18 protein-coding genes are annotated in these 20,268 nt (G+C 63.7%); 12 read left to right on the forward strand and 6 right to left on the reverse strand.

Annotated features, from left to right (window positions below; all coding sequences use genetic code 11):
- Positions 1-47 precede the first annotated feature (47 nt).
- From EN846_RS21075 to EN846_RS21100, 5 genes are all read right to left on the reverse strand, one after another.
- Positions 48-1,688, reverse strand: a complete 1,641-nt coding sequence (locus EN846_RS21075) for an ABC transporter substrate-binding protein (RefSeq protein WP_128346376.1) — start codon at positions 1,686-1,688, stop codon at positions 48-50.
- A gap of 343 nt (positions 1,689-2,031) precedes the next feature.
- Complete coding sequence (locus EN846_RS21080; protein ID WP_127393565.1) at positions 2,032-2,997, reverse strand: alpha/beta hydrolase; 966 nt, start codon at positions 2,995-2,997, stop codon at positions 2,032-2,034.
- A 10-nt stretch (positions 2,998-3,007) separates the two neighbouring features.
- Positions 3,008-3,685 (reverse strand): isochorismatase family protein, encoded by a 678-nt coding sequence (locus EN846_RS21085; RefSeq protein WP_127393566.1) that lies wholly within the window; start codon positions 3,683-3,685, stop codon positions 3,008-3,010.
- 322 nt (positions 3,686-4,007) lie between these two features.
- Positions 4,008-5,303, reverse strand: coding sequence for a Xaa-Pro peptidase family protein (locus EN846_RS21090; protein WP_127393567.1), 1,296 nt, complete (start codon positions 5,301-5,303; stop codon positions 4,008-4,010).
- Between the two features lie 320 nt (positions 5,304-5,623).
- Entirely contained in the window at positions 5,624-6,520 is an 897-nt protein-coding gene (locus EN846_RS21100) for a GlxA family transcriptional regulator (protein WP_245494602.1), read from the reverse strand.
- Between the two features lie 264 nt (positions 6,521-6,784).
- Here EN846_RS21100 and EN846_RS21105 point away from each other — a divergent pair, with 264 nt between their 5' ends.
- The 3 genes from EN846_RS21105 to EN846_RS21115 all read left to right on the forward strand — a co-directional run bounded on the left by EN846_RS21105 (position 6,785) and on the right by EN846_RS21115 (position 9,798).
- Positions 6,785-7,393: a hypothetical protein gene (locus tag EN846_RS21105; RefSeq protein ID WP_127393517.1), complete on the forward strand. Its 609-nt coding sequence runs from the start codon at positions 6,785-6,787 to the stop codon at positions 7,391-7,393.
- Between the two features lie 345 nt (positions 7,394-7,738).
- Positions 7,739-8,236, forward strand: coding sequence for a GAF domain-containing protein (locus tag EN846_RS21110; RefSeq protein WP_127393518.1), 498 nt, complete (start codon positions 7,739-7,741; stop codon positions 8,234-8,236).
- Between the two features lie 128 nt (positions 8,237-8,364).
- Positions 8,365-9,798 (forward strand): aldehyde dehydrogenase family protein, encoded by a 1,434-nt coding sequence (locus tag EN846_RS21115; RefSeq protein WP_127393519.1) that lies wholly within the window; start codon positions 8,365-8,367, stop codon positions 9,796-9,798.
- Between the two features lie 102 nt (positions 9,799-9,900).
- Here the strand turns inward: EN846_RS21115 and EN846_RS35210 are convergent, their stop codons facing one another.
- Positions 9,901-10,206, reverse strand: coding sequence for a hypothetical protein (locus tag EN846_RS35210; protein WP_187331411.1), 306 nt, complete (start codon positions 10,204-10,206; stop codon positions 9,901-9,903).
- Between the two features lie 58 nt (positions 10,207-10,264).
- Between EN846_RS35210 and EN846_RS21125 the strand changes: the two genes are divergently transcribed.
- The 9 genes from EN846_RS21125 (at position 10,265) to EN846_RS21170 (ending at position 20,254) form a co-directional block, all read left to right on the forward strand.
- The gene (locus tag EN846_RS21125; RefSeq protein ID WP_127393520.1) at positions 10,265-11,041 is read left to right on the forward strand and encodes a DpnI domain-containing protein; all 777 of its coding nucleotides are present in this window, start codon (positions 10,265-10,267) and stop codon (positions 11,039-11,041) included.
- Positions 11,042-11,830: 789 nt separating this feature from the next.
- Entirely contained in the window at positions 11,831-12,433 is a 603-nt protein-coding gene (locus EN846_RS21135) for an ANTAR domain-containing response regulator (RefSeq protein ID WP_127287210.1), read from the forward strand.
- Between the two features lie 2 nt (positions 12,434-12,435).
- Positions 12,436-13,677, forward strand: coding sequence for a CmpA/NrtA family ABC transporter substrate-binding protein (locus EN846_RS21140; protein WP_187331418.1), 1,242 nt, complete (start codon positions 12,436-12,438; stop codon positions 13,675-13,677).
- Between the two features lie 104 nt (positions 13,678-13,781).
- Positions 13,782-14,672: an FHA domain-containing protein gene (locus EN846_RS21145; protein WP_127393761.1), complete on the forward strand. Its 891-nt coding sequence runs from the start codon at positions 13,782-13,784 to the stop codon at positions 14,670-14,672.
- A gap of 519 nt (positions 14,673-15,191) precedes the next feature.
- Positions 15,192-16,508 (forward strand): CmpA/NrtA family ABC transporter substrate-binding protein, encoded by a 1,317-nt coding sequence (locus tag EN846_RS21150; RefSeq protein WP_128346223.1) that lies wholly within the window; start codon positions 15,192-15,194, stop codon positions 16,506-16,508.
- 97 nt (positions 16,509-16,605) lie between these two features.
- A complete protein-coding gene (ntrB, locus tag EN846_RS21155; RefSeq protein WP_127394309.1) occupies positions 16,606-17,496 on the forward strand; it encodes a nitrate ABC transporter permease in 891 nt (296 codons plus the stop codon).
- Positions 17,497-17,506: 10 nt separating this feature from the next.
- Positions 17,507-18,304, forward strand: a complete 798-nt coding sequence (locus tag EN846_RS21160; RefSeq protein WP_126055004.1) for an ABC transporter ATP-binding protein — start codon at positions 17,507-17,509, stop codon at positions 18,302-18,304.
- Between the two features lie 406 nt (positions 18,305-18,710).
- Positions 18,711-18,908, forward strand: coding sequence for a hypothetical protein (locus EN846_RS21165; RefSeq protein WP_127394292.1), 198 nt, complete (start codon positions 18,711-18,713; stop codon positions 18,906-18,908).
- 56 nt (positions 18,909-18,964) lie between these two features.
- Positions 18,965-20,254: a nitrate/nitrite transporter gene (locus EN846_RS21170; RefSeq protein ID WP_128346222.1), complete on the forward strand. Its 1,290-nt coding sequence runs from the start codon at positions 18,965-18,967 to the stop codon at positions 20,252-20,254.
- Positions 20,255-20,268: the final 14 nt, after the last annotated feature.

The raw sequence follows: 20,268 nt of genomic DNA on the forward strand, positions 1-20,268 counted from the left end.
CGGCTCAGCAAGAGCCGTGCCGGCCGGGGTTGCCACCCTGGGAGGGATCAGGACTCCAGCCACACTTTCTCGAAATGCTGCTCGAGCGACTGGTGCTGCTCGCAGCCTTGCACGCCCTTGCGGTAGGTGCGGTAGACCGAGCGCCAGTAGGGCTGGATGATGATGCCGCTATCGCGCAAATTCTGCTCAATCTTGGCCATGATCTCCTTGCGCTGGGCGGCATCGGGCATCGCCAGCGCCTTGTCGAGAAGCTCGTCGAACTCCTTGTTGGCATAGGCGCTTTCGTTCCAGGCGGCGCCCGATTTGTAGGCAAGCGCCAGCACCTGCACGCCGAGCGGCCGCCCCAGCCATTCCGTGCAGGAGAAGGGGTATTTGCTCCAGTCGTTCCAGAAGGTGGCGGCCGGCAGCACGGTGCGCTTGATCTTCAGGCCCGCCTCCCGCATCTGCGCGGCGATCGCGTCGCCGGTGCTCTTTTGCCATTCGACGTCGACCGAGATGAGGTCGAATTCGTGGTCCGCCTTGCCGGCCTCGGCGAGCAGCTTTTTCGCCGCGTCGACGTCGCGCTTGGCCGGGCCGATATCGGCGAATTCCGGATGCATCGGGCCGACATGGTGGTTGTCGGCGGGTTTGCCGCGACCGTCGATGCCGAGCTTCAGCACGGCCGAGTTGTCGACGGCAAGCTGGGCGGCGCGGCGCACCTTGGCGTCATCGTAGGGCGCATTGCCGACGTTGAAGCGGGCGACGATGGTCGAGCCGGTGGCGATCTCGGAATTTTCGAGCCCCATCTCTTCGGTCTGCGATACGGCGTCCGAAGCCGTCTCGTGGTCGGTGTCGATCTCGCCGGATTCGAAGGCCGACAGCATGGCGTTGGGATCGGAGCCGTAGTCGACCCATTTGATGCCATCGAGATGGAACTCGCCCTTCCACCAGGGCTTGTCCTTGCGCTTCACCTCCGCACCCGTCTCGGCGTCCCAGCTCACCAGTTCGCAAGGGCCGGTGGTGATGGCTAGAGCCTTCTTCGGGTCGCCGTCGCCCTCATAGGAGCGGTGCATGATCAGAGCCGGATAGTCGGCCATGCCGGCGATCAGCGAGATGTCGGGCTTGGGCAGGTTGAGCTTGACGGTGAAGTCGTCGACCTTCTCGATGCCGCCATCGACCGGCTTCTTGGTGTCGGCGTTGACCAGTGCGCCCATGCGCGCGGCGACCGAATTGCCGGCGACGGAGGCATCGCACCAGCGCGTCAGATTGTGGACGACGTCATCGGCGTTGAAGGCGTCGCCGTTCGACCAGCTGATGCCCTTGCGCACATGCAGAGCGATCGTCCTGGCGTCATCGCTGGTTTCCCAGCTTTCCAAGAGCCACGGCTCGAAGCTGAAGTCGGTGTTCCAGCGCACCAGATATTCGTTGCAGTGGCGCGCCACGTTGGACATCTCGACACCGTCGAAGGTGCGCGGATCCTTGAAACCCTTGACGTTCATGGCGACGCGCAAGATGCCGCCCTTTTTTGGCTCCTCCGCGCGGGCAGGCGACGTGCCGAGCCCGCCCAACGCGAAGGCGCCGGCGGCGCTGACGCCGAAGCCGGCCATGATGGCAAGATATTCGCGCCGGCTGATGCCGCCTTTCCTGAAATCGTCGGCGGAGGGCTTTGCCCGCGGGTGCAGTTTTCTGTCGGTCAGCATGAATTTCATCGTCGTTCCCTCCCTGTTGGGCGCCCCGGCCGGTCGCGGTGCGGGGGGCGGATGCGTCTCGCCGGAGCGCCCGTTGGCCTGCGGCGATGATAGGGCGGGGTTACTCAGGGAAATGTTCGCTTTTCCGCAGTTCTTGTGCGCTGTTCCGCACGTGGGTAGCGCCAATCTCCCCCGTGTGGGGGAGATGCCCGGCAGGGCAGAGGGGGGCGCTGTCCCGCCCAGCATCTCGGCTATTCAGCGCCGCTGCGATGACGAATGGTTTTGAATCCTAAGGATTCTGAGGGGCCGCGATCCTTCGCGCCCCCCTCTGGCCTGCCGGCCATCTCCCCCACAAGGGGGGAGATCAGCGCTCCATCGCCGCGCCAAGCCTGCCAATATCCGCAACAATTCTCGCAAACGCTTCGCCGGCGCGCGGCACGCTGTTGCGGGCGCGCAGGAAACTGTGCACCAGCCGCGGCTCTTCCTGAAACCAGGCCGAGCCGCCGGCGGCGACGATGCGGTCGCGATAGGTCTCGCCGTCGCACGACAGCGGATCACACGCGGCCGTGATGATGAAGGTCGGCGGCAGATCGGTAAAATCGCTGTCGCGCAGCGGCGAGAAGGTCGGATCGTCCAGCGATTGACCCGGCGCGGACCGGAAGCGGCGGTAGGACTCGATATCGCCGACGTCGAGCAGCGGCGCCTCGGCATGCTCGAGATAGGAGCGGCCCGTCTCGCCGCCGAGTTCGGGGTAGATCAGCACTTGGCCGGCGGCGTGGCGCTGGCTGCGGCGCGTGGCGTGCGCGACAGCCGCGGCGAGATTACCGCCGGCGCTCTCGCCGCAGAGCACGATCGGCAGCGCGCTTGTCGCCGCCACCCATTCGAACACGGCGAGGCAATCCTCGAAGGCGGCGGGATGGAGATGCTCCGGCGCCAGGCGGTAGTCGGCCGAGATCACCTCGAAGCCGGTGGCGGCGCAGATCTCGGCGCAGATGTCGTCATGGCTGTCGAGATCGCCGAGCACGAAGCCGCCACCATGGTAGTAGACAACGATCGCCCGCGCCACCTTGCCGGCCATCCGGTAGCGCCGGACCGCGATGTCGCGTCCGTCGGCCGAGACCACATCGTCACTCGCCGTGACACCGGCCGGACAGCCTTGGTGGAAGGCACGGCACATCGCGTTGTAGACCGCCCGTTGCTCCGCGATCGGCCGCGCCGCGATCCCGGGCGGAAACCAGGCATTGACCTGGTCGATATAGTCCCACAGCTCCGGGTCGAGCAGGGTGGCGTATTTCCCCCGCCTGGTCGCTTCGATCTGGTTCGCGCCCATCGGCTTGCCGTCAGAGCTCGTCGTAGAGCCGCGCCGCGTTCTCGTAGGTGAAGCGCAGCGGCACCGAGCCCTCGACCTGCCACGCATCGACCGTGTCGCCCGCCAGCAGCCGGCAGGCATCGAGCGTGCCGGTGACGGCGCCGCCATAGAGCCGGTTGGCGAGGTTGAGGATGGCGGTCTGGTGCATGGCCGCGCTGCCGCTGCCGCAGGCATCCTTGACCAGCAGCACGCGGAAACCACGCGCCACCGCATCCTTCACCGTGGCGTCGATGCAGGCCTCGGTCCAGACGCCGGCAATCACCAGCCATTCGATGCCCGCCGTCTTCAGCCGGTCGGCGAAGGCGCCGTTGCCGAAGGCGCTGGCCTCGGTCTTGACCAGCATCGTCTCGCCCTCGGTCGGCGCCACGTCCGCGCAGATCGCCGTCAGCGGATCGTCCTTGTCGGAGAAGGCCGACTTGCCGCTGGCGTCCACCGGATGGAACGGCCGCGCCTCGGCAAGGTCGACGATGTAGGCGAAGTGGTAGAGCGGCACGAAATTGCGTCGCGCCGCCGCCTGCAGCCGCTGGACATTGGCGAGGATGCCGCCGAACCCTTCGACCAGATAGCGTTCGTCCTTGCGATGCTCCTCCTGGAGATCGATGAACACCGCGGCCACGGTGCCGCGTCGGATGGCGATGGCTGTCTTCATGCGGATGCTCTCGAAGGGGTGCCGCAGTGTGAGGGGTTCTGCGGCAGACTATCAGTTTCGTCATTCCAGGGCGAAGCAGCCGCAAAGCCGCGTCGCGAAGCCCCTGGAATCCATGCCGTTACCTCTAGCGAAGAATGCAGCGGAACAGAATTCTGCACCGATGCAACGCTCCGAAGTAACGGCATGGATCCTAGGGTCTGCGCCGCGTCGCTTCGCTCCTTGCTTCGCCCTAGGATGACGACGTCACATTTGCTGCGGCCAATCTCGAAGGCCTGCGATAGCGTATGGGCGGCGCCAACAGAGCGTATCGGCATCAAATCGCTCATTCCAAGAACTCGTCCTCATACGGAAACCGCGACAGCAACTCCGTCCCTGTCTCGGTGATCAGGATCTCGTCCTCGAGCTTGACGCCCTCGCGGCCGCCTTTCTCGCCGATATAGCTTTCGACGCTGACCACCATGCCGGGCACGATGATGCCGTCACGGCCATAGGTTTCATAGTCCATCGAGTGCGCGATGAAAGGCGTCTCGCCATGCATGCCGACGCCGTGCATGACCGAAGTGTAGCGCTGGTCGACGAAGCGGTCCGGGATCTTCCAGGCCTTCTCGGCGATCTCGCGAAAAGCCATGCCGGGCCTCACGATGCCGATATTGTGCTGAACCTGGTCGTGCGCCATGCGGTAGAGCGACTTCTGGTAGGCGGTCGGCTTGCCCGGCCCGCAGCGGAAGGTGCGCGAGAAATCGGAATAATAGCCGTAGCAACCGATCGTGTCGGTATCGAGCGCGACCAGTTCGCCCGGCCTGATCTTGCGCCCGCTCGCCTCGCTGAACCACGGGTTGGTGCGCTGGCCGGAGGTGAGCAGCCGCGTCTCGATGAACTCGCCGCCCTGGCGGATCACTTCGCCATACATGATGGCGAACAGCTCGTTTTCGGAGACGCCGGGCTTGATCGCCTCGCGTACTGCGGACACCGCGGCCTCGGCGCCGGCCATGGACGCCTGCAGGCATTTGACTTCCTCAGGCGTCTTCACCGCGCGCACGGCCAAAATCTCGCCCTGGCAATCGCGCACCTCGCAGCCGCGCTTTTCGAGCGCCAGCGCCTGCAGATGGCTGCAGCGGTCGAGCCCGAGCTTCATCGAGCCGCCGCCATGCTTCTTCAGGAGTTCGGTGACTTCGTCGGCGAACGGCCCGGCGGTCTCGTCATCGCGGCCCGATACCGAGGACCAGACCAGCTTCGACGGCCGTGCCTCGTCGATCGTATCGAGCACCATCGAGACGTGGTAGCTCTGCGGATATTCGAACAGCACCACCGGCCCGTCGGTCGGGATGAAGAAATAGCGGGTCGAGTTGCGCAGGAAGTAGCCGAACATGTTGCGCGAGCCGGTGGCGTAGCGCTGGTTGTAGGGGTCGAACAGGACGACCGCGCCATAGCCTGCCTCGCGCATCCAGCCGCGCAGTTTCTTGAGCCGCCCCTTGCGCAGCGCATCCGCATCGATGAAGGACGGCTCGGTGTCGGAGAGCCACATGCCGCCCGCCGGATCAGCGGCCGCCGGATGGCGCATGCGATCCTTGAAGTCCACATCCTCGGTGCTGTCGGGGTCGAAAACGACGATGCTCATGGCGGTCCCTCCTGATGCGGAGAACATGGGCTATGCGTTGCAAGAAGTGTGTGCGAATTCCCGCAAATGTCGTGCCGGATGCCGCAGATGTGGTGAGGCGAACTACAGGCGCCGAGATCCTTCGCGCCCCCCTCTGTCCTGCCGGACATCTCCCCCACGAGGGGGGAGATCAGCTGTCATCGCGGCTTTCGCCAATCGCCAACGTTGCAGAATGAGCGGGGCGCTGAAGCTGCTGATCTCCCCCCAAGTGGGGGAGATCTCCGGCAGGCCAGAGGGGGGCGCTGTCCCGCCAGCGTCTCAGCATTCAGCACAGTGAAGAGTTACTGCCTCCTCATGGCTTTAGGCGCGTGCCCATGCTCCTCCCGAAACGCCCGGGCAAAACTCGACATCGAAGCAAACCCACACGCCAGCGCGACATCGCGCACCATCAGCGTCGAATGCGCCAGCAGGTCGGCCGCTCGTTTCAGCCGCAGCCGCCGGTAGTAGCCGTTGGGCGAGATATCCAGCTCGGCGCGGAAATTGCGCTCGAGCTTGTCCGGGGAAACGCCGAGCCTTGTCGCCAGCTCCGCCATGCCGAGCCGCTCCTCCACCGCGTCCTCCATGATCGCGATGGCCGACAGCACCAGCTCGTTCTGCACGCCTGTGCGCAGCCTGAGCGGCATCAGCTTGCGGTCGACGCTCGATCGCAAAGGACTGTGCACGAACCATTCGGCGACGCCCGCCGCCAGTTCGGCGCCATAGTCGCGCGTGATGATCTCCAGCATCATGTCGAGGCTGCCGACGCCGCCAGCCGACGTAAAGCGCTTGCGGTCGATGACGAAGAGATCGCGCCGAAGCTCGATATCCGGGAAAGCCTCGGTGAAAGCCGCCTGGCTGGTCCAGTGAAGGGTGCAGGCATGGCCGTCGAGCAGGCCGGCGCGGGCGAGGAAGAACGCGGCATCCGCCACCGCGCCGATATGCGCGCCGCCGCGCAGGCTTTTCCGGATCCAGCTCATCGCCTCGTCGGCCACGACATGGTCGGCATCGCCGCCGGAGCAGACGACGATGCGGTCGACCTTCGGCGCATCGGCCGCCGAAAAGCCGGGCTGGATAACGACGCCATTGGAGGCCTCGACCGTGCCGGGATCCGCGCCGACGATCACCCAGCGGTAGCATTCGCGCTTGGCCAGTACGTTGGCCGCGCGCAGCGGTTCGATCAGCGAGGAAAACGCCATCATCGGAAAGCCGGGAAAGACCAGCACGGCGAAGGCGAGGGGGGCTTCGCCCGCCGCCGGCTGCGCGCGGTCGCGTTTGCGGTTGGCGGGATTGGAAGTCACGATGCTCTTTCCTGAGGCGGCTGGAACTGTAGCGGGTGGCCCGGCCGGCTGGCAACGGGGACGCCAGTCAATCGGCCGTTCACCAAGCAAGATAGGCAAAACCTTAAGTGGAAATTGCGAGACTTGACGGAAGGTCAGGGTGATGAAACGCCGGAGGCTTTTCGGATGGAACTGAACTACGACTTCGAATTCCAGTCGATCTTTCCAAAGGCCGTCTGGCTCGTTCCCGAATGCAAGCGTTTGCTGGACGAGGTCGGCATCGCCCACAACATGAAGGGGAACTACGTCACGGCTTTTGTCGATCCCGCGACTGTCGTCGCCCTCTGGCGAGAGCCAGCCGAATTCAGGGCCACATTGATCAAGGCCGGTTGGAGCACCTTGCCATACGAAGGCGAAGCCGCGCCGGACAAGGCTCAGTTCCTGATCCCGAAGCTGCTGGAAATCCATGCCAAGGTCGAAAGCCGCGCCTATGACGCGCAGGCGACCAAATATGCCGTCTTTGCCCTTTTCCGCTTCACCCACCAGCTGACCATGGGAGAGGTACTCGGCGCGGATGGCCGCCCGACATGTTCGCCGCTGACCCAGCAACGAATGAAGGACGCTCGTCCGACGTCGGCCTTCGATGTCAACAAGGCGGTTACGGCCATGGTGTCCGACCTGGAAAATCGTGCCGCGGCCGGGCCTGCCATGCCGGCGCCGCCGGTGAAGTCGGCTGCTCCAGGTCCCAGCCTGCTGGGGCGCGTTGCCCGCGTCTTCGGCCGCCGGCAGACCTGAAGCCCGTCCCATACGTCGCGCACTCTGGGGCGAAATTAGAAACGTCGCGCCGCCCCGCTGCCGGCACCTTCTCCCCGTGAACGGGGAGAAGAGGGCTGGGCGCCGCGCCGGCTCCTAATCTGCAAAGCTGATGATTGGCGAAGCCGCCGATGACGGCCCCTTTCTCCCCGTCACTATACGGGGAGAAATGCCCTGCTGGGCAATGAGGGGCGGCGCCGACCTACGCTATGCTGCCGCCGCCGCAATCGTCATCATCCCGGGGGATTTCGTGATAGCCTCACCGCTCACCTGGTGGCAGAGAGAGCGGAGCGGGCGCTTCGGCGTCCTGGCAACGGAGGCACGGCGATGTTTGCGGCAAAGGCGATCGAGAGCACGGACAAGCCGGCCTTCTACAGCGAACTCGCCACGCAGCTGAAGGCGCTGCTCGAAGGCGAGCGCGACTCGATCGCCAACGCCGCCAACACCGCGGCGTTGATCTACCAGATGGTGCCAGACCTCAACTGGGCCGGTTTTTACTTCCTGCAATCGGACGAAGAGCTGGTGCTCGGCCCTTTCCAGGGCAAGCCGGCCTGCGTGCGCATCGCCGTCGGCAAGGGCGCTTGCGGCACTGCCGTCGATCTGGGCATGTCCATGCTGGTCAAGGACGTCCACGAGTTCGAGGGCCACATCGCTTGCGACGCGGATTCGCGTTCGGAGCTGGTGGTGCTGCTCAGGGACAATGACGGCATCTTCGGCGTTCTCGACCTCGACAGCCCGCTGCCCGGCCGCTTCGACAAGGAGGACCAGGCCGGCATCGAGAAGCTCGCCGCGATCTATGTCGGGGCGAGCGCGTTCGAGGAGTGAGCTCTCGGCGGATTGCTGCGCGGCCCTGGCTCAACGACCCGGTCTTGCGTTTGACCTAATTGCATCGTTATCACTGGCGGAATACGACGCCCCACAATCGAGAACCACGGCCGACCGAGGAGGAACCCATGTCCCATAATCTGCAGTTCTACATCGACGGCGCCTGGGTCGATCCGGTCGTTCCGAACAATTTCGACGTCATCGATCCGTCCACCGAGGATGCCTTCGCGCAGATCTCGCTCGGCACCAAGCCCGATGTCGACAAGGCGGTGGCGGCGGCCAAGCGCGCCTTCAACAGCTTCGGCTTCACCTCGGTCGAGGAGCGGCTCGAGATCCTCAACCGCGTCATCGAGGTCTACAAGAAGCGCAGCAAGGACCTGGCGCTGGCCGTCTCGCGCGAGATGGGCGCGCCGCGCCAGATGGCGCTGGACAGCCAGGTCGGCGTCGGCCAGGCGCATCTGGAGAAGATGGCCGAGGTGCTGAAAAGTTTTCAGTTCCGCCACGTGAAGGGCTTGTCGCTCATCGTCAAGGAGCCGATCGGCGTCGTCGGCCTGATCACCCCGTGGAACTGGCCGCTGAACCAGATCACCTGCAAGGTCGGCCCGGCGCTTGCCGCCGGCTGCACCATGGTGCTGAAGCCGAGCGAGATTGCGCCGCTCGACGCCATCATCTTCGCCGAGATCATCGACGAGGCAGGCGTGCCGAAGGGCGTCTTCAACCTCGTCAACGGCGATGGCCCGACCGTCGGCCAGGCGCTGGCCAGCCATCCCGATGTCGACATGATGTCGTTCACCGGCTCGACCCGCGCCGGCATCCTGGTCGCCAAGGCCGCCGCCGACACGGTCAAGCGCGTGCATCAGGAGCTTGGCGGCAAGTCGGCCAACATCCTGTTCCCCGATGTCGACCTCGAACGAGCCGTCACCAAGGGCGTCGCCGGCTGCTTCGGCAACAGCGGCCAGTCCTGCAACGCGCCGACCCGCATGTTCGTGCCGCGTGACCGTCACGACGAGGCGGCCGCCCATGCGAAGGCGGCGGCGGAAAAATTCACCGTCGGCCCGGCCGACGCGCCGGGCTCGAAGCTCGGCCCGGTGGTCAGCCAGCTCCAGTTCGACAAGATTCAAGGCATGATCCAGAGCGGCATCGACGAAGGCGCCACGCTGGTCGCCGGCGGCCCCGGCCGCCCGGCCGAGCTCAACCGCGGCTACTTTGTCCGCCCGACCGTGTTCGCCGACGTCACCCACGACATGCGCATCGCCACTGAAGAAATCTTCGGGCCGGTGCTGGCGATCATGCCCTACGACACGGTGGAGCAGGCGGTCGAGCAGGCCAACGACACCGTCTTCGGCCTAGCCTCCTACATCCAGGCCAAGGACATCGAGAAGGCGCGCGCCGTCGCCGCCCGCATGCGCTCCGGCAACGTCTACATCAACTACCCCACCTGGGACGCCGGCCTGCCCTTCGGCGGCTACAAGCAGTCCGGCAACGGCCGCGAGTATGCCGAATATGGGCTCGAGGATTTCCTGGAGATCAAGGGCATCGCGGGGTACGAGGCGGCGGAGTAGGACTCGGCTACATCTGCAGATCGGTGATCAACACCGGTGATACCAATGCGGCGCCATCGGTACCGGCTTTGCCACTGCCGGATAGGCTCATGTGCCTTTCCCTCAGACTCCAGTTCGGCGCACTGTTGTTTCTTGCGGCGGCGGCGGAGGCGGCACCACCGCCTTGGTGCTCTGGCGGACGGCGTCGACGGGAACCAAGGTTATCACCGGAGGGTTCGGAAAATGATCCAACGTTGCGCCGGTCACCGCATCAACACCGACGCCAATCAAGCCTCCGACCAAAATGTTTCCGGCGAGCCCGGCAGCACCGTTTCCACTCATTTTGGTAGCGATGTATTTGCTGCCTGGCTTGTAGCCTTCCTTCTCGGCGAAGGCGGTGATCTTTCCGGCTTGCTCTTGATCGTCCATTGCCGAATTGTAAATCCAGGGTTTATTGGCGTCCGCTAACAGATGGCTTTGATCGCGAATGAAATTTGGTTTTGAAGAGACACAAGCAAAATATAACAGTGGATCACAACAAGCCAGAATTTGGACCGAGCAGTGGGCCTCCCAATGGATTTATTGCCCCAATTGTGGAAGCTCCCGTCTAGAAAAATTCGCTGCTAATTTACCTGTTGCCGACTTTTTCTGCAGCAGTTGCAGTGATCAATTCGAGCTGAAAAGCCAAAAGAAGGCATTCGGCACGAAGGTCGCCGACGGAGCCTATTTTACCAAAATTGACAGATTGGCATCATCGACCAACCCGAATTTGATATTGCTGAATTATGATCTGACGCAAAAAGCAGTAAGGCATGTTTGCGTTGTTCCAAAGCATTTTTTCGTACCAGACATCATCGAGAAAAGGAACCCACTGGCGCCGACAGCGAGGAGAGCGGGTTGGGTTGGTTCCAATATTTTGCTCGACCGCATTCCGGATGCGGGCCGAATATTTTTGGTTAGGAACAGCATTCCGATCCCTAAAGAGGTCGTTGTCGCAAAATGGCAGCACACCCTTTTTCTTCGTGAGGAAAAGGCAGATGCTCGTGGCTGGCTAATTGAAGTAATGAGATGTGTCGATATGATCGGTGCGACTGATTTCGATATCGAACAAGTCTACGCGTTCGAAAGGAAACTGAGCGCTCTATACCCGAACAACAGAAATGTGAGACCAAAGATTCGTCAGCAATTGCAGTTCCTCAGAGACAACAGATATCTCGAGTTTGTGGCCCGCGGCCGCTATCGCCTGAGGAAAGAGAGCTTTTGAAGACCGAGCAAAGGGACAACGCCTAAATGTCTTGGTACGCAAACCATTATGAATGCTACGGCTGCGGCGAACATTGGGTCGACGAGTGGTCATGCATGTGCGATGACGACTGTCCAAGCTGCGGCGCTCGTCATACTGCTCCAATCGAAAGTGAAGACCTCACGCTTCTCATTGTGCCGGATGCGGGTGCTTTCGTCGTCTTAAGGTCTCCAGATATTGCAGAAGATCGCCCCGATTACGAAGAGATCGGGCGCTTCGCTAGCGACGCGTTAGCGAAGCGATTTATCGAGGCTATAGCGAACTAAGGCGTCGTCCGCGAACAACAACAGTCGAAAGGAAGGTTCGATTCGATCCTATTGCTGCCCATTCAAAGGCCGCAAAACCTTCTTTTCGACTTACTTCGACGGTGCACGGAGAAAAGGGGGCAGGAATGCCCTACAGACGTTCTTATCCCCGCGTCCGACGGTTCTGAATTTACAGAGACTTTCTCTGTAGCTCCGCGCACTACCGACGCGCAGCCAGAAAACAGAAATAGCGGCCACCAACGCTCAGCTTCATTTGAGATTTCCCCCAAAGCACTCATGGCGCGACCTATCTGCGCGCGCAAGGGAGTTCGATCGGCGCACGCAACTTGTAGATGCGGCTAACAAAAAACCACGCGAAACGTTTGTTTCGATGCCTCCAAAATCACAGCTGTCCATTTCCAGCGTCCGCCTCTATAGGCCTGCCAAGGCATGGCGGCTCGCCATCCCGCATTGCACAATCACCCCGCTTCGACATATTGAAGCCATGGTCCGTTCCTCGCTCGCCGTCCTTGTGATCGACGAAAACCGCATCCGTGCCTCGATCATCGAGGCCGGGTTGCGGGAGGCCGGGCATGAGCGGGTGACGGTCATCCATGATGTCGCCGGCATCGCGCGGCGCATCGCCGAGATCGAACCGGACGTCATCGTCATCGATCTCGAAAACCCCAACCGCGACATGCTCGAAAACATGTTCCAGCTGTCGCGCGCGGTGAAGCGGCCGATCGCCATGTTCGTCGACCGCTCCGACCAGGCCTCGATCGAGGCGGCGGTCGAGGCCGGCGTCTCGGCCTATGTCGTCGATGGTTTGAGGCAGGAGCGCGTCAAGCCGATCCTCGACATGGCGGTGAGCCGCTTCAACGCCTTCTCGCGCATGGCGCGCGAACTGGAGGAGGCGCGCAGCGAGCTGGAGAGCCGCAAGGTCATCGACCGCGCCAAGGGCATTTTGATGAAGTCGCGCGGCCTCTCCGAGGAGGCGGCCTACACGCTGCTGCGCAAGACGGCGATGAACCAGAACCGCAAGATCAGCGACATCGCCCAGAGCCTGGTGACCGCCGCCGGGCTGCTCGGGCCGCTGGAGGACGAATGAGCATGGCCGCTGCGCACCAGATCACCGCCGGCTTCATGCCGCTTTTCGACAGCGCCGTGCTGGTGGCGGCCAGCGAGCTGGGCTTTGCCGCGCGCGAGGGCATCGAGCTGACGCTGCATCGCGAGACCTCCTGGGCCAACATCCGCGACCGCATCGCCATCGGCCATTTCCATCTGGCGCACATGCTGGGGCCGATGCCGCTGGCCTGCAGCCTCGGCCTCACACCGATCGCCTCCGAGACCATCGTTCCGTTCTCGCTCAGCCTCGGCGGCAATTGCGTCACCGTCTCCAATGCGGTGTGGGACGGCATGGCGGCGCATGGCGCGGAACCCGATCTCGATCCCGCGCGGGCAGGGGCCGCTCTTGGCGCGCTGATCCGCGAGCGGGCGACTGCGGGCCGCGAGCCGCTGCGCTTCGCCGTCGTGCATCCGCATTCCGGGCATAACTACGAACTGCGCTACTGGCTCGCTGCTTGCAGCATTGATCCCGAGCGCGACATCGAGATCGTCATCGTGCCGCCGCCCTTCATGGCCGATGCGCTGGCCGCCGGCCGCATCGATGGCTACTGCGTCGGCGAGCCCTGGAACAGTGCCGCGGTCGCCGCCGGCACCGGCCATATCGTCACCGTCAAGGCGCTGCTGTGGCGCAACAGCCCAGAGAAAGTCGTTGGCGTGCGCAAGGCCTGGGCGGAGGAGAATCCGGAGGCGCTGGCGGCGCTGCTGCGTGCATTGCATCATTCGGCGCGCTGGTGTCAGGACCCGGCGAACCATGCCGAACTGGCGGCGCTGATGGCCGGGTCGGGCTTCCTCGGCCTGCCGGCTTCGGTGCAGATGCCGATCCTGACCGGACGGCTGAAGCTCGGCGGCGGCGCCGAGCGGGCGATCGCGGATTTCTTCGTGCCCTTCGACAAGGCGGCGAATTTTCCGTGGAAGAGCCATGCGCTGTGGTTCTACACGCAGATGGTGCGCTGGGGGCAGTTGGCGCACACGCCGGAAAACCTCGCCATCGCCTGGAACTGCTACCGGCCCGACCTTTATCGCTCGGCGCTGAAGCCGCTCGGCGTGGCGTTGCCCGGCGCCAATGCCAAGGTCGAAGGGGCGCTGAAAGCGGCGACGCCGGTCGGTTCGGCGGGGGCAAGCCTGTTGCTCGGCCCGGACGGGTTCTTCGACGGCCAGATCTTCGATCCCGACGAGATCGAAGCCTATATCGCCGGGCAGAAACACGCTGATTCCCTGGCGCAGTAGGTTCCGACGTGCCGGGGTGCGGATCGCCAACGCGCGCAAGTTGATAAGTCAAAGCCAGCCTTGGTGTGTTATATACGCTGCGTTCTCGGGCGGATACGAGATCGATGGATCAGGAAAGACTTCTGGCCGCAGTCCTTTTGGCTGATGTCGTGGGCAGCACGCCCCTCTATGAGCGCATCGGCGACGATGCCGCTCTGCAGCAGGTTTCGGATTGCCTGGACACGATGCGCGAGATCGTCGCCCAGCACGGCGGTGATTTCATTTACTCGAAAGGCGATGACGTACTCAGCCTGTTCGAGAGCCCGGAGATGGCGCTGAGGGCCGTCTGCCAAATCAGCCGCCAATTGACCAAAGGGCCGTTGAGCGCCCGTATAGGATTGCATTTCGGGGCGGTCATTCGCGCGCGGGGCGCGATATTCGGCGATGTTGTCAATGTCACCGCCAGGTTGTCCAGCACGGCCAACCCCGGGGAGGTGCTGATCAGCCAGAGCTTCTTCGAAGGCCTTACAGCGGGCAGTCGCAGTGCCTTGCGGCTCCTCGACAAAATGGCTTTCAAGGGCAAGCAGGAACTCTTCGATGTCTATACTCTGAGGAGCGACGATGGGACCCTCAGTCCGCAAATCGCCAGCCGGGGCACCGTTATCGAAAGGCGCTCTGTCCCGCCGCCGCAGATCAATCTACTCATCGGCTATGGAGATCAGTCGCGATCCTGCCGAAACAACGAATTCGTAACGTTCGGCCGATCGCCGGAATGCAATATCGTCATCCAGTGGCCCTGGGTCTCAAGGCACCACGCCACTTTCACCATTTCGAATGGCAAGGCCCGCCTTATCGAGCGAAGCTCGTCGGGCACATTTGTGTCGATGGGGCCCGACCATGAAGTATTCGTGCGCCGCGAAGATATTCTTCTCTTCGGCTCCGGCGTCATCTCGCCGGGACGGAGATCGTCGCCCGGCGACACCGAGGTTCTTCACTTCGAGATTGTCTCAGGCTGACCCGGACGGATTCGTTAGCCGCGAGTGGCTCGGGCGGCGGCGCCGAGATCAGCCAAACGCCCGTGCCGTCGATCCATCTGCACGAAGGCTGAAACCTTGGCCGGCAACAGGTCCCCAACCGGTCAAGACCACCGTCTCGAGAGCTGATTTTACGGGCCTGATTATTTTTGCGCCACTCTTGTGCATTGCACAATAATTATGCGTGCGCTTGCGCTAATGAACAATCTTTGGCCTGCGCGCCTCGTGACCCGGCCCGTGCGTTGCCGGCGTGGATCATTGATTTAATTGAAATTTTTCTCCTCGTTCAAAACTGGCACGGTTTCTGCATTGCAATAGACAAGCTCCTCGCGGAGCCGGAACAGGCGTCCAATGGCGGGCGCCACAGGCAAAGCTGCCGCTCAGGTCGACACGCGATCCCGGATGTACGGACGCGAGCGACCTGGCCGGCAGCTTTTTGTTTTGACCGAACACGAGAATCGACGGCGCCGGTCCCAAGCGGCGTCCAACCGGGAGATGACGATGACGAAACGGATCGGAACTGCAACGACCCTCAAGGGCATGTCGCGTCGCGACTTCCTTGCCAGAAGCGCGCTGACGGCGGGGCTGCTCGTGGCGGCGCGCAACCTCCTGCCTTCGGGCGCCTATGCGGCGACCGCAGCACCCGAAGTGACCGGCGCCAAGCTCGGCTTTATCGCGCTCACCGACGCGGCACCGCTGATGATCGCCAAGGAGAAGGGGCTGTTCGCCAAATATGGCATGCCCGATGTCGAGGTGCTGAAGCAGGCCTCCTGGGGCGCGACGCGCGACAATCTGGTGCTGGGCAGCGAGGCCAATGGCATCGACGGCGCCCACATCCTGACGCCGATGCCCTACCTCATGCACACCGGCAAGGTGACGCAGAACAAGCAGCCGCTGCCGATGGCGATCGTGGCGCGGCTGAACTACGACTGCCAGGGCATTTCCGTCGCCCAGGAATACGCCGCCACCGGCGTCGGCCTCGACGCTTCCAAGCTGAAGGAGGCCTTCGCCGCCAAGAAGGCCGCCGGCAAGGAGGTCAAGGCCGCCATGACCTTCCCGGGCGGCACGCATGACCTGTGGATACGCTACTGGCTGGCCGCCGGCGGCATCGACCCCGACAAGGACGTCTCGACCATCGTCGTGCCGCCGCCGCAGATGGTGGCCAACATGAAGGTCGGCAACATGGACGTGTTCTGCGTCGGCGAGCCGTGGAACGAGCAACTCGTCCACCAGGGTATCGGCTTCACCGCCGCCACCACGGGTGAATTGTGGAAGGGCCATCCGGAAAAGGCGCTCGGCCTGCGCGCCGCCTTCATCGAGAAATATCCCAACGCCACCAAGGCGATCCTGATGGCCGTCATGGAAGCCCAGCAATGGTGCGAGGCGATGGAGAACAAGGACGAGATGGCCTCCATCATCGGCAAGCGGCAATGGATGAACGTTCCGAGCGCCGACATCATCGGCCGCCTCAAGGGCGATATCAACTACGGCAACGACCGCGTCGCCAAGGGCACCGACCTCTACATGAAGTTCTGGAAGGGCGGCGTCTCCTATCCCTTCAAGAGCCATGACAGCTGGTTCCTCGCCGAGAACATCCGCTGGGGCAAGTTCGCGCCGACCACCGACATCAAGGCGCTGGTCGACCAGGTCAACCGCGAGGATCTCTGGCGCGAGGCGGCGAAGGAGCTGGGCGTCGCGGCAAGCGACATCCCTGCATCGTCGTCGCGCGGCGTCGAGACCTTCTTCGACGGCAAGACCTTCGATCCGGCCAACCCGTCCGCCTATCTCGACAGCCTCAAGATCAAGGCATCAGCCTAGGCGCAAACGGCGCCCAAGGCGCCGTTTGTCGCGGCGCGACAAAGGCGCAACGGCGCTCGCGCCGTTGTCGCCCAACGACCAGGAGCTTCGCGAACACATGTCCATCCAAACCGTCGAGGACACCAAGGTGAAGGCGTTTCCCGTAAAGCCCGCCGAGGTGATCGCCTTCACCGCCAAGGCGAGGCGCCGCATCGATCTGCTCGCCATTGCCGGCAAGCTGGCGACGGCGCTGGTGCCGCCGGCCGTCGTCATCATCCTCCTGCTCGTCGTCTGGCAGGTCGCCTGCTCGTCGCCGACGGCCAGCCTGCCGCCGCCGAGCCAGGTGTGGAACGAGGCCTATGACCTGATCGCGCATCCGTTCTTCGACAACGGCCCGCAGGATATCGGCCTTGCCTGGCGAGTGCTGATCTCGCTGCAGCGCGTCGCCATCGGATTCGGCATGGCTGCGGTGGTCGGTGTGGCGCTGGGCGCGCTGGTCGGCCAGTCGGTGTGGGCGATGCGCGGCCTCGACCCGGTGTTCCAGATCCTGCGCACCGTGCCGCCGCTCGCCTGGCTGCCGCTGTCGCTCGCCGCCTTCCGCGATTCCAACCCGTCGGCGCTGTTCGTGATCTTCATCACCTCGATCTGGCCGGTGATCATCAATACAGCCGTCGGCGTCCGCAACATCCCCGAGGACTACCGCAACGTCGCCCGCATCTTGCGGCTCAACCAGCTCGAGTTCTTCGTCAAGATCATGGTGCCGGCGGCCGCCCCCTACATCTTCACGGGCCTGAGGATCGGCATCGGGCTCTCCTGGCTCGCCATCGTCGCCGCCGAGATGCTGACCGGCGGCGTCGGCATCGGCTTCTTCATCTGGGACGCGTGGAACTCCTCGCGGCTGCCCGACATCATCGTCGCGCTGGCCTATATCGGCGTCACCGGCTTCTGCCTCGACCGGCTGGTCGCGGCGGCCGGCGCCTTCGTCACCCGCGGCACAACGGCAAAGTGAGGAGGGCGCCATGACCGCCTATCTGAAGCTCGACCATATCGACAAATCCTTCGCCCGCGGCGGCCAGGTCAGCGAGGTGCTGAAGGATATCAGGCTCACCATCGACAGGGGCGAGTTCGTCTCCATCATCGGCCATTCCGGCTGCGGCAAGTCGACCTTGCTTAACCTCATCGCCGGGCTGACCAGGGTCTCCTCGGGTGCCGTGCTGCTCGAGGACAAGGAGGTCGACAGCCCGGGGCCTGAGCGCGCCGTGGTGTTCCAGAACCATTCGCTGCTGCCGTGGCTCACCGTCTACGAGAACATCAACCTTGCCGTCTCCAAGGTCTTCGGCCGCACCAAAAGCCGGGCCGAGCGGCATGAGTGGATCATGCGCAACCTCGATCTCGTGCAGATGGCGCATGCCAGGGACAAGCGCCCGGCCGAGATATCCGGTGGCATGAAGCAGCGCGTCGGCATTGCCCGCGCGCTCGCCATGCAGCCGAAGATCCTGCTGCTCGACGAGCCGTTCGGCGCGCTCGACGCGCTGACCCGCGCCCACCTTCAGGACGCGGTGATGGACATCCACGCCCGGCTCGGCACGACCATGATCATGATTACCCACGATGTCGACGAGGCGGTGCTTCTGTCCGACCGCATCGTGATGATGACCAACGGCCCGGCGGCAACCATCGGCGAGGTGCTTTCGGTGCCGCTGGCCCGGCCGCGCCGACGCATCGAGCTTGCCTCGGACCGCACCTTCCTGCGCTGCCGCGAGGCGGTGCTGAAGTTCCTCTATGAACGCCACCGCTTCGTTGAAGCCGCGGAGTAGCGTCATGACCCGAAGAAACGCATCTTCAACGCCAAAGGTCGATCTGCATCGGCAATGGGCAACCTGCCGCACTGCACAAATATTATGCTGCCGTGCAAGGCGATCTGACTAATCTTTGATCCGCCGCCGGGCTCGTCAAAAGTCGCGCGGCTGCGGTTTCGCATTGATATTATTTGATAATTCAGCGCGCCGTCGAACTGGCACGCTTCCTGCTTTTAGGAATGTAGGTCCCTCGGGGCCAAGAGACACGGCGTCCAATGGCGGGCGCCACAGGCAAAGCTGCCGATCAGGTCAACACGCGATCCCGGATGGACGGACGCGAGCGACCTGGCCGGCAGCTTTTTTGTTTTGACCGAACACGCAATCGACGGCGCCGATCCCAGGCGGTGCCCAACCGGAGACGACGATGACGAAACGGATCGGAACTGGCGCGGCCCTCGAGGACTTCACCCGCCGCGATTTCCTGGCCAGCAGCGCATTGACCGCCGCGCTGTTCACCGCCGCACTGCTGCTCTTTCCCGTCGGCGCCAAGACGGACGGCAAGGGGCCGGCAGTGACCGCGCACAGCGAGGTTTCGACCGGCACGCCGATGGCGCGTCGCTGACAATCGCGAACGAACAGACAAGAGCGGCGCCTCCCACGCCGCAAACCGGAGCCGACATGACTGCAATTCTCCCAGCCGCGCCCAGCCAGGAACCCAGGCAGGCGCTCGCGATGTCCACCATCGCCTTCACCGTCTGCTTCGCGGTGTGGACGATCTTCTCCATCATCGGCGTGCGCATAAAGCAGGAGCTTGGGCTGAGCGAGACGGAGTTCGGCCTGCTCATCGGCACGCCGATCCTCACCGGTTCGCTCGTGCGCATGCTGCTCGGCGTCTGGACCGATCGCTATGGCGGGCGGCTGGTCTACACCGCCGTCATGCTTTCGGCGGCGATCGCGACCCTACTGCTCTCTTTTGCGCATACTTATGAGCAGATGCTGATCGCAGCACTCGGCGTCGGGCTTGCCGGCGGCTCCTTCGCCGTCGGCGTCGCCTACGTCTCGCGCTTCTTTCCCGCAGGCAGGCAGGGCACCGCTTTAGGCATCTTCGGTGTCGGCAATGTCGGCGCCGCGGTCACCAAGTTCCTGGCCCCGCTGGTGCTGCTCGCCTGGGGCTGGCAGACGGTGGCGCAGATCTGGGCGGCGGCGCTCGTCGTCATGGCCGTCGTCTTCTGGTTCACCACCGGCGACGACCCCGTCATCCGCGAGCGCCGCGCCGGCAAAGCGGCAGCGCCGAGAAGCTTCTGGCAGGAATTCGCGCCGCTGAAGAACCTGCAGGTCTGGCGCTTCGCCTTCTACTACTTCTTCGCCTTCGGCGCGTTCGTGGCGCTGTCGCTGTGGCTGCCGCGCTACCTGATCGGCGTCTACGGCTTCAACATCGCCACCGCCGGCATGATCGGCGCTGCCTATTCAATTCCGGCAAGCGTCTTCCGCGCCTATGGCGGCGTGCTTTCCGACCGTATCGGCGCCCGCACCGTACTCTACTGGACCTTCACGGTCTGTGCCGTTGCGACCCTGGTTCTGTCTCTCCCCTCGGCAGACTACGTCGTGCGCGGCATCAGCGGGCCGATCGCCTTCCATTTCGAGATCGGCCCGCTCGCCTTCATCGCCGTCGCCTGCGTGCTCGGCTTCTTCATGAGCCTCGGCAAGGCCGCCGTCTACAAGCACATCCCTGTCTACTATCCGAAGAACGTCGGCGCCGTCGGCGGCGTGGTCGGCATGATCGGCGGGCTCGGCGGCTTCGTCCTGCCGATCGCCTTCGGCGCCCTCAACGACCTCACCGGCGTCTGGTCGAGCTGCTTCATGCTGCTCTTCGTCATCGTCCTCGGCTGCCTTGCCTGGATGCACTTCTCCATCCGCCGCATGGAACGTGCCGCCGCCGAAACGCCAGCGCTCTACGCGGCCGAGTGAAACCGGAACGGATC

The sequence above is a fragment of the Mesorhizobium sp. M4B.F.Ca.ET.203.01.1.1 genome (genome assembly GCF_004791025.1).
Classification (GTDB): Bacteria; Pseudomonadota; Alphaproteobacteria; order Rhizobiales; family Rhizobiaceae; genus Mesorhizobium; species Mesorhizobium abyssinicae.

Coding starts and splice junctions, on each gene's coding strand:
- ntrB (WP_127394309.1), top strand. CDS start 16,606: ATGTCCATCCAAACCGTCGAGGACACCAAGGTGAAGGCGTTTCCCGTA.
- EN846_RS21145 (WP_127393761.1), top strand. CDS start 13,782: ATGGATCAGGAAAGACTTCTGGCCGCAGTCCTTTTGGCTGATGTCGTG.
- EN846_RS21085 (WP_127393566.1), bottom strand. CDS start 3,685: ATGAAGACAGCCATCGCCATCCGACGCGGCACCGTGGCCGCGGTGTTC.
- EN846_RS21135 (WP_127287210.1), top strand. CDS start 11,831: ATGGTCCGTTCCTCGCTCGCCGTCCTTGTGATCGACGAAAACCGCATC.
- EN846_RS21150 (WP_128346223.1), top strand. CDS start 15,192: ATGACGAAACGGATCGGAACTGCAACGACCCTCAAGGGCATGTCGCGT.
- EN846_RS21075 (WP_128346376.1), bottom strand. CDS start 1,688: ATGAAATTCATGCTGACCGACAGAAAACTGCACCCGCGGGCAAAGCCC.
- EN846_RS21125 (WP_127393520.1), top strand. CDS start 10,265: ATGAAATTTGGTTTTGAAGAGACACAAGCAAAATATAACAGTGGATCA.
- EN846_RS21110 (WP_127393518.1), top strand. CDS start 7,739: ATGTTTGCGGCAAAGGCGATCGAGAGCACGGACAAGCCGGCCTTCTAC.
- EN846_RS21140 (WP_187331418.1), top strand. CDS start 12,436: ATGGCCGCTGCGCACCAGATCACCGCCGGCTTCATGCCGCTTTTCGAC.
- EN846_RS21165 (WP_127394292.1), top strand. CDS start 18,711: ATGACGAAACGGATCGGAACTGGCGCGGCCCTCGAGGACTTCACCCGC.
- EN846_RS21080 (WP_127393565.1), bottom strand. CDS start 2,997: ATGGGCGCGAACCAGATCGAAGCGACCAGGCGGGGGAAATACGCCACC.
- EN846_RS21170 (WP_128346222.1), top strand. CDS start 18,965: ATGACTGCAATTCTCCCAGCCGCGCCCAGCCAGGAACCCAGGCAGGCG.
- EN846_RS21100 (WP_245494602.1), bottom strand. CDS start 6,520: ATGATGGCGTTTTCCTCGCTGATCGAACCGCTGCGCGCGGCCAACGTA.
- EN846_RS21115 (WP_127393519.1), top strand. CDS start 8,365: ATGTCCCATAATCTGCAGTTCTACATCGACGGCGCCTGGGTCGATCCG.
- EN846_RS21090 (WP_127393567.1), bottom strand. CDS start 5,303: ATGAGCATCGTCGTTTTCGACCCCGACAGCACCGAGGATGTGGACTTC.
- EN846_RS35210 (WP_187331411.1), bottom strand. CDS start 10,206: ATGGACGATCAAGAGCAAGCCGGAAAGATCACCGCCTTCGCCGAGAAG.
- EN846_RS21105 (WP_127393517.1), top strand. CDS start 6,785: ATGGAACTGAACTACGACTTCGAATTCCAGTCGATCTTTCCAAAGGCC.
- EN846_RS21160 (WP_126055004.1), top strand. CDS start 17,507: ATGACCGCCTATCTGAAGCTCGACCATATCGACAAATCCTTCGCCCGC.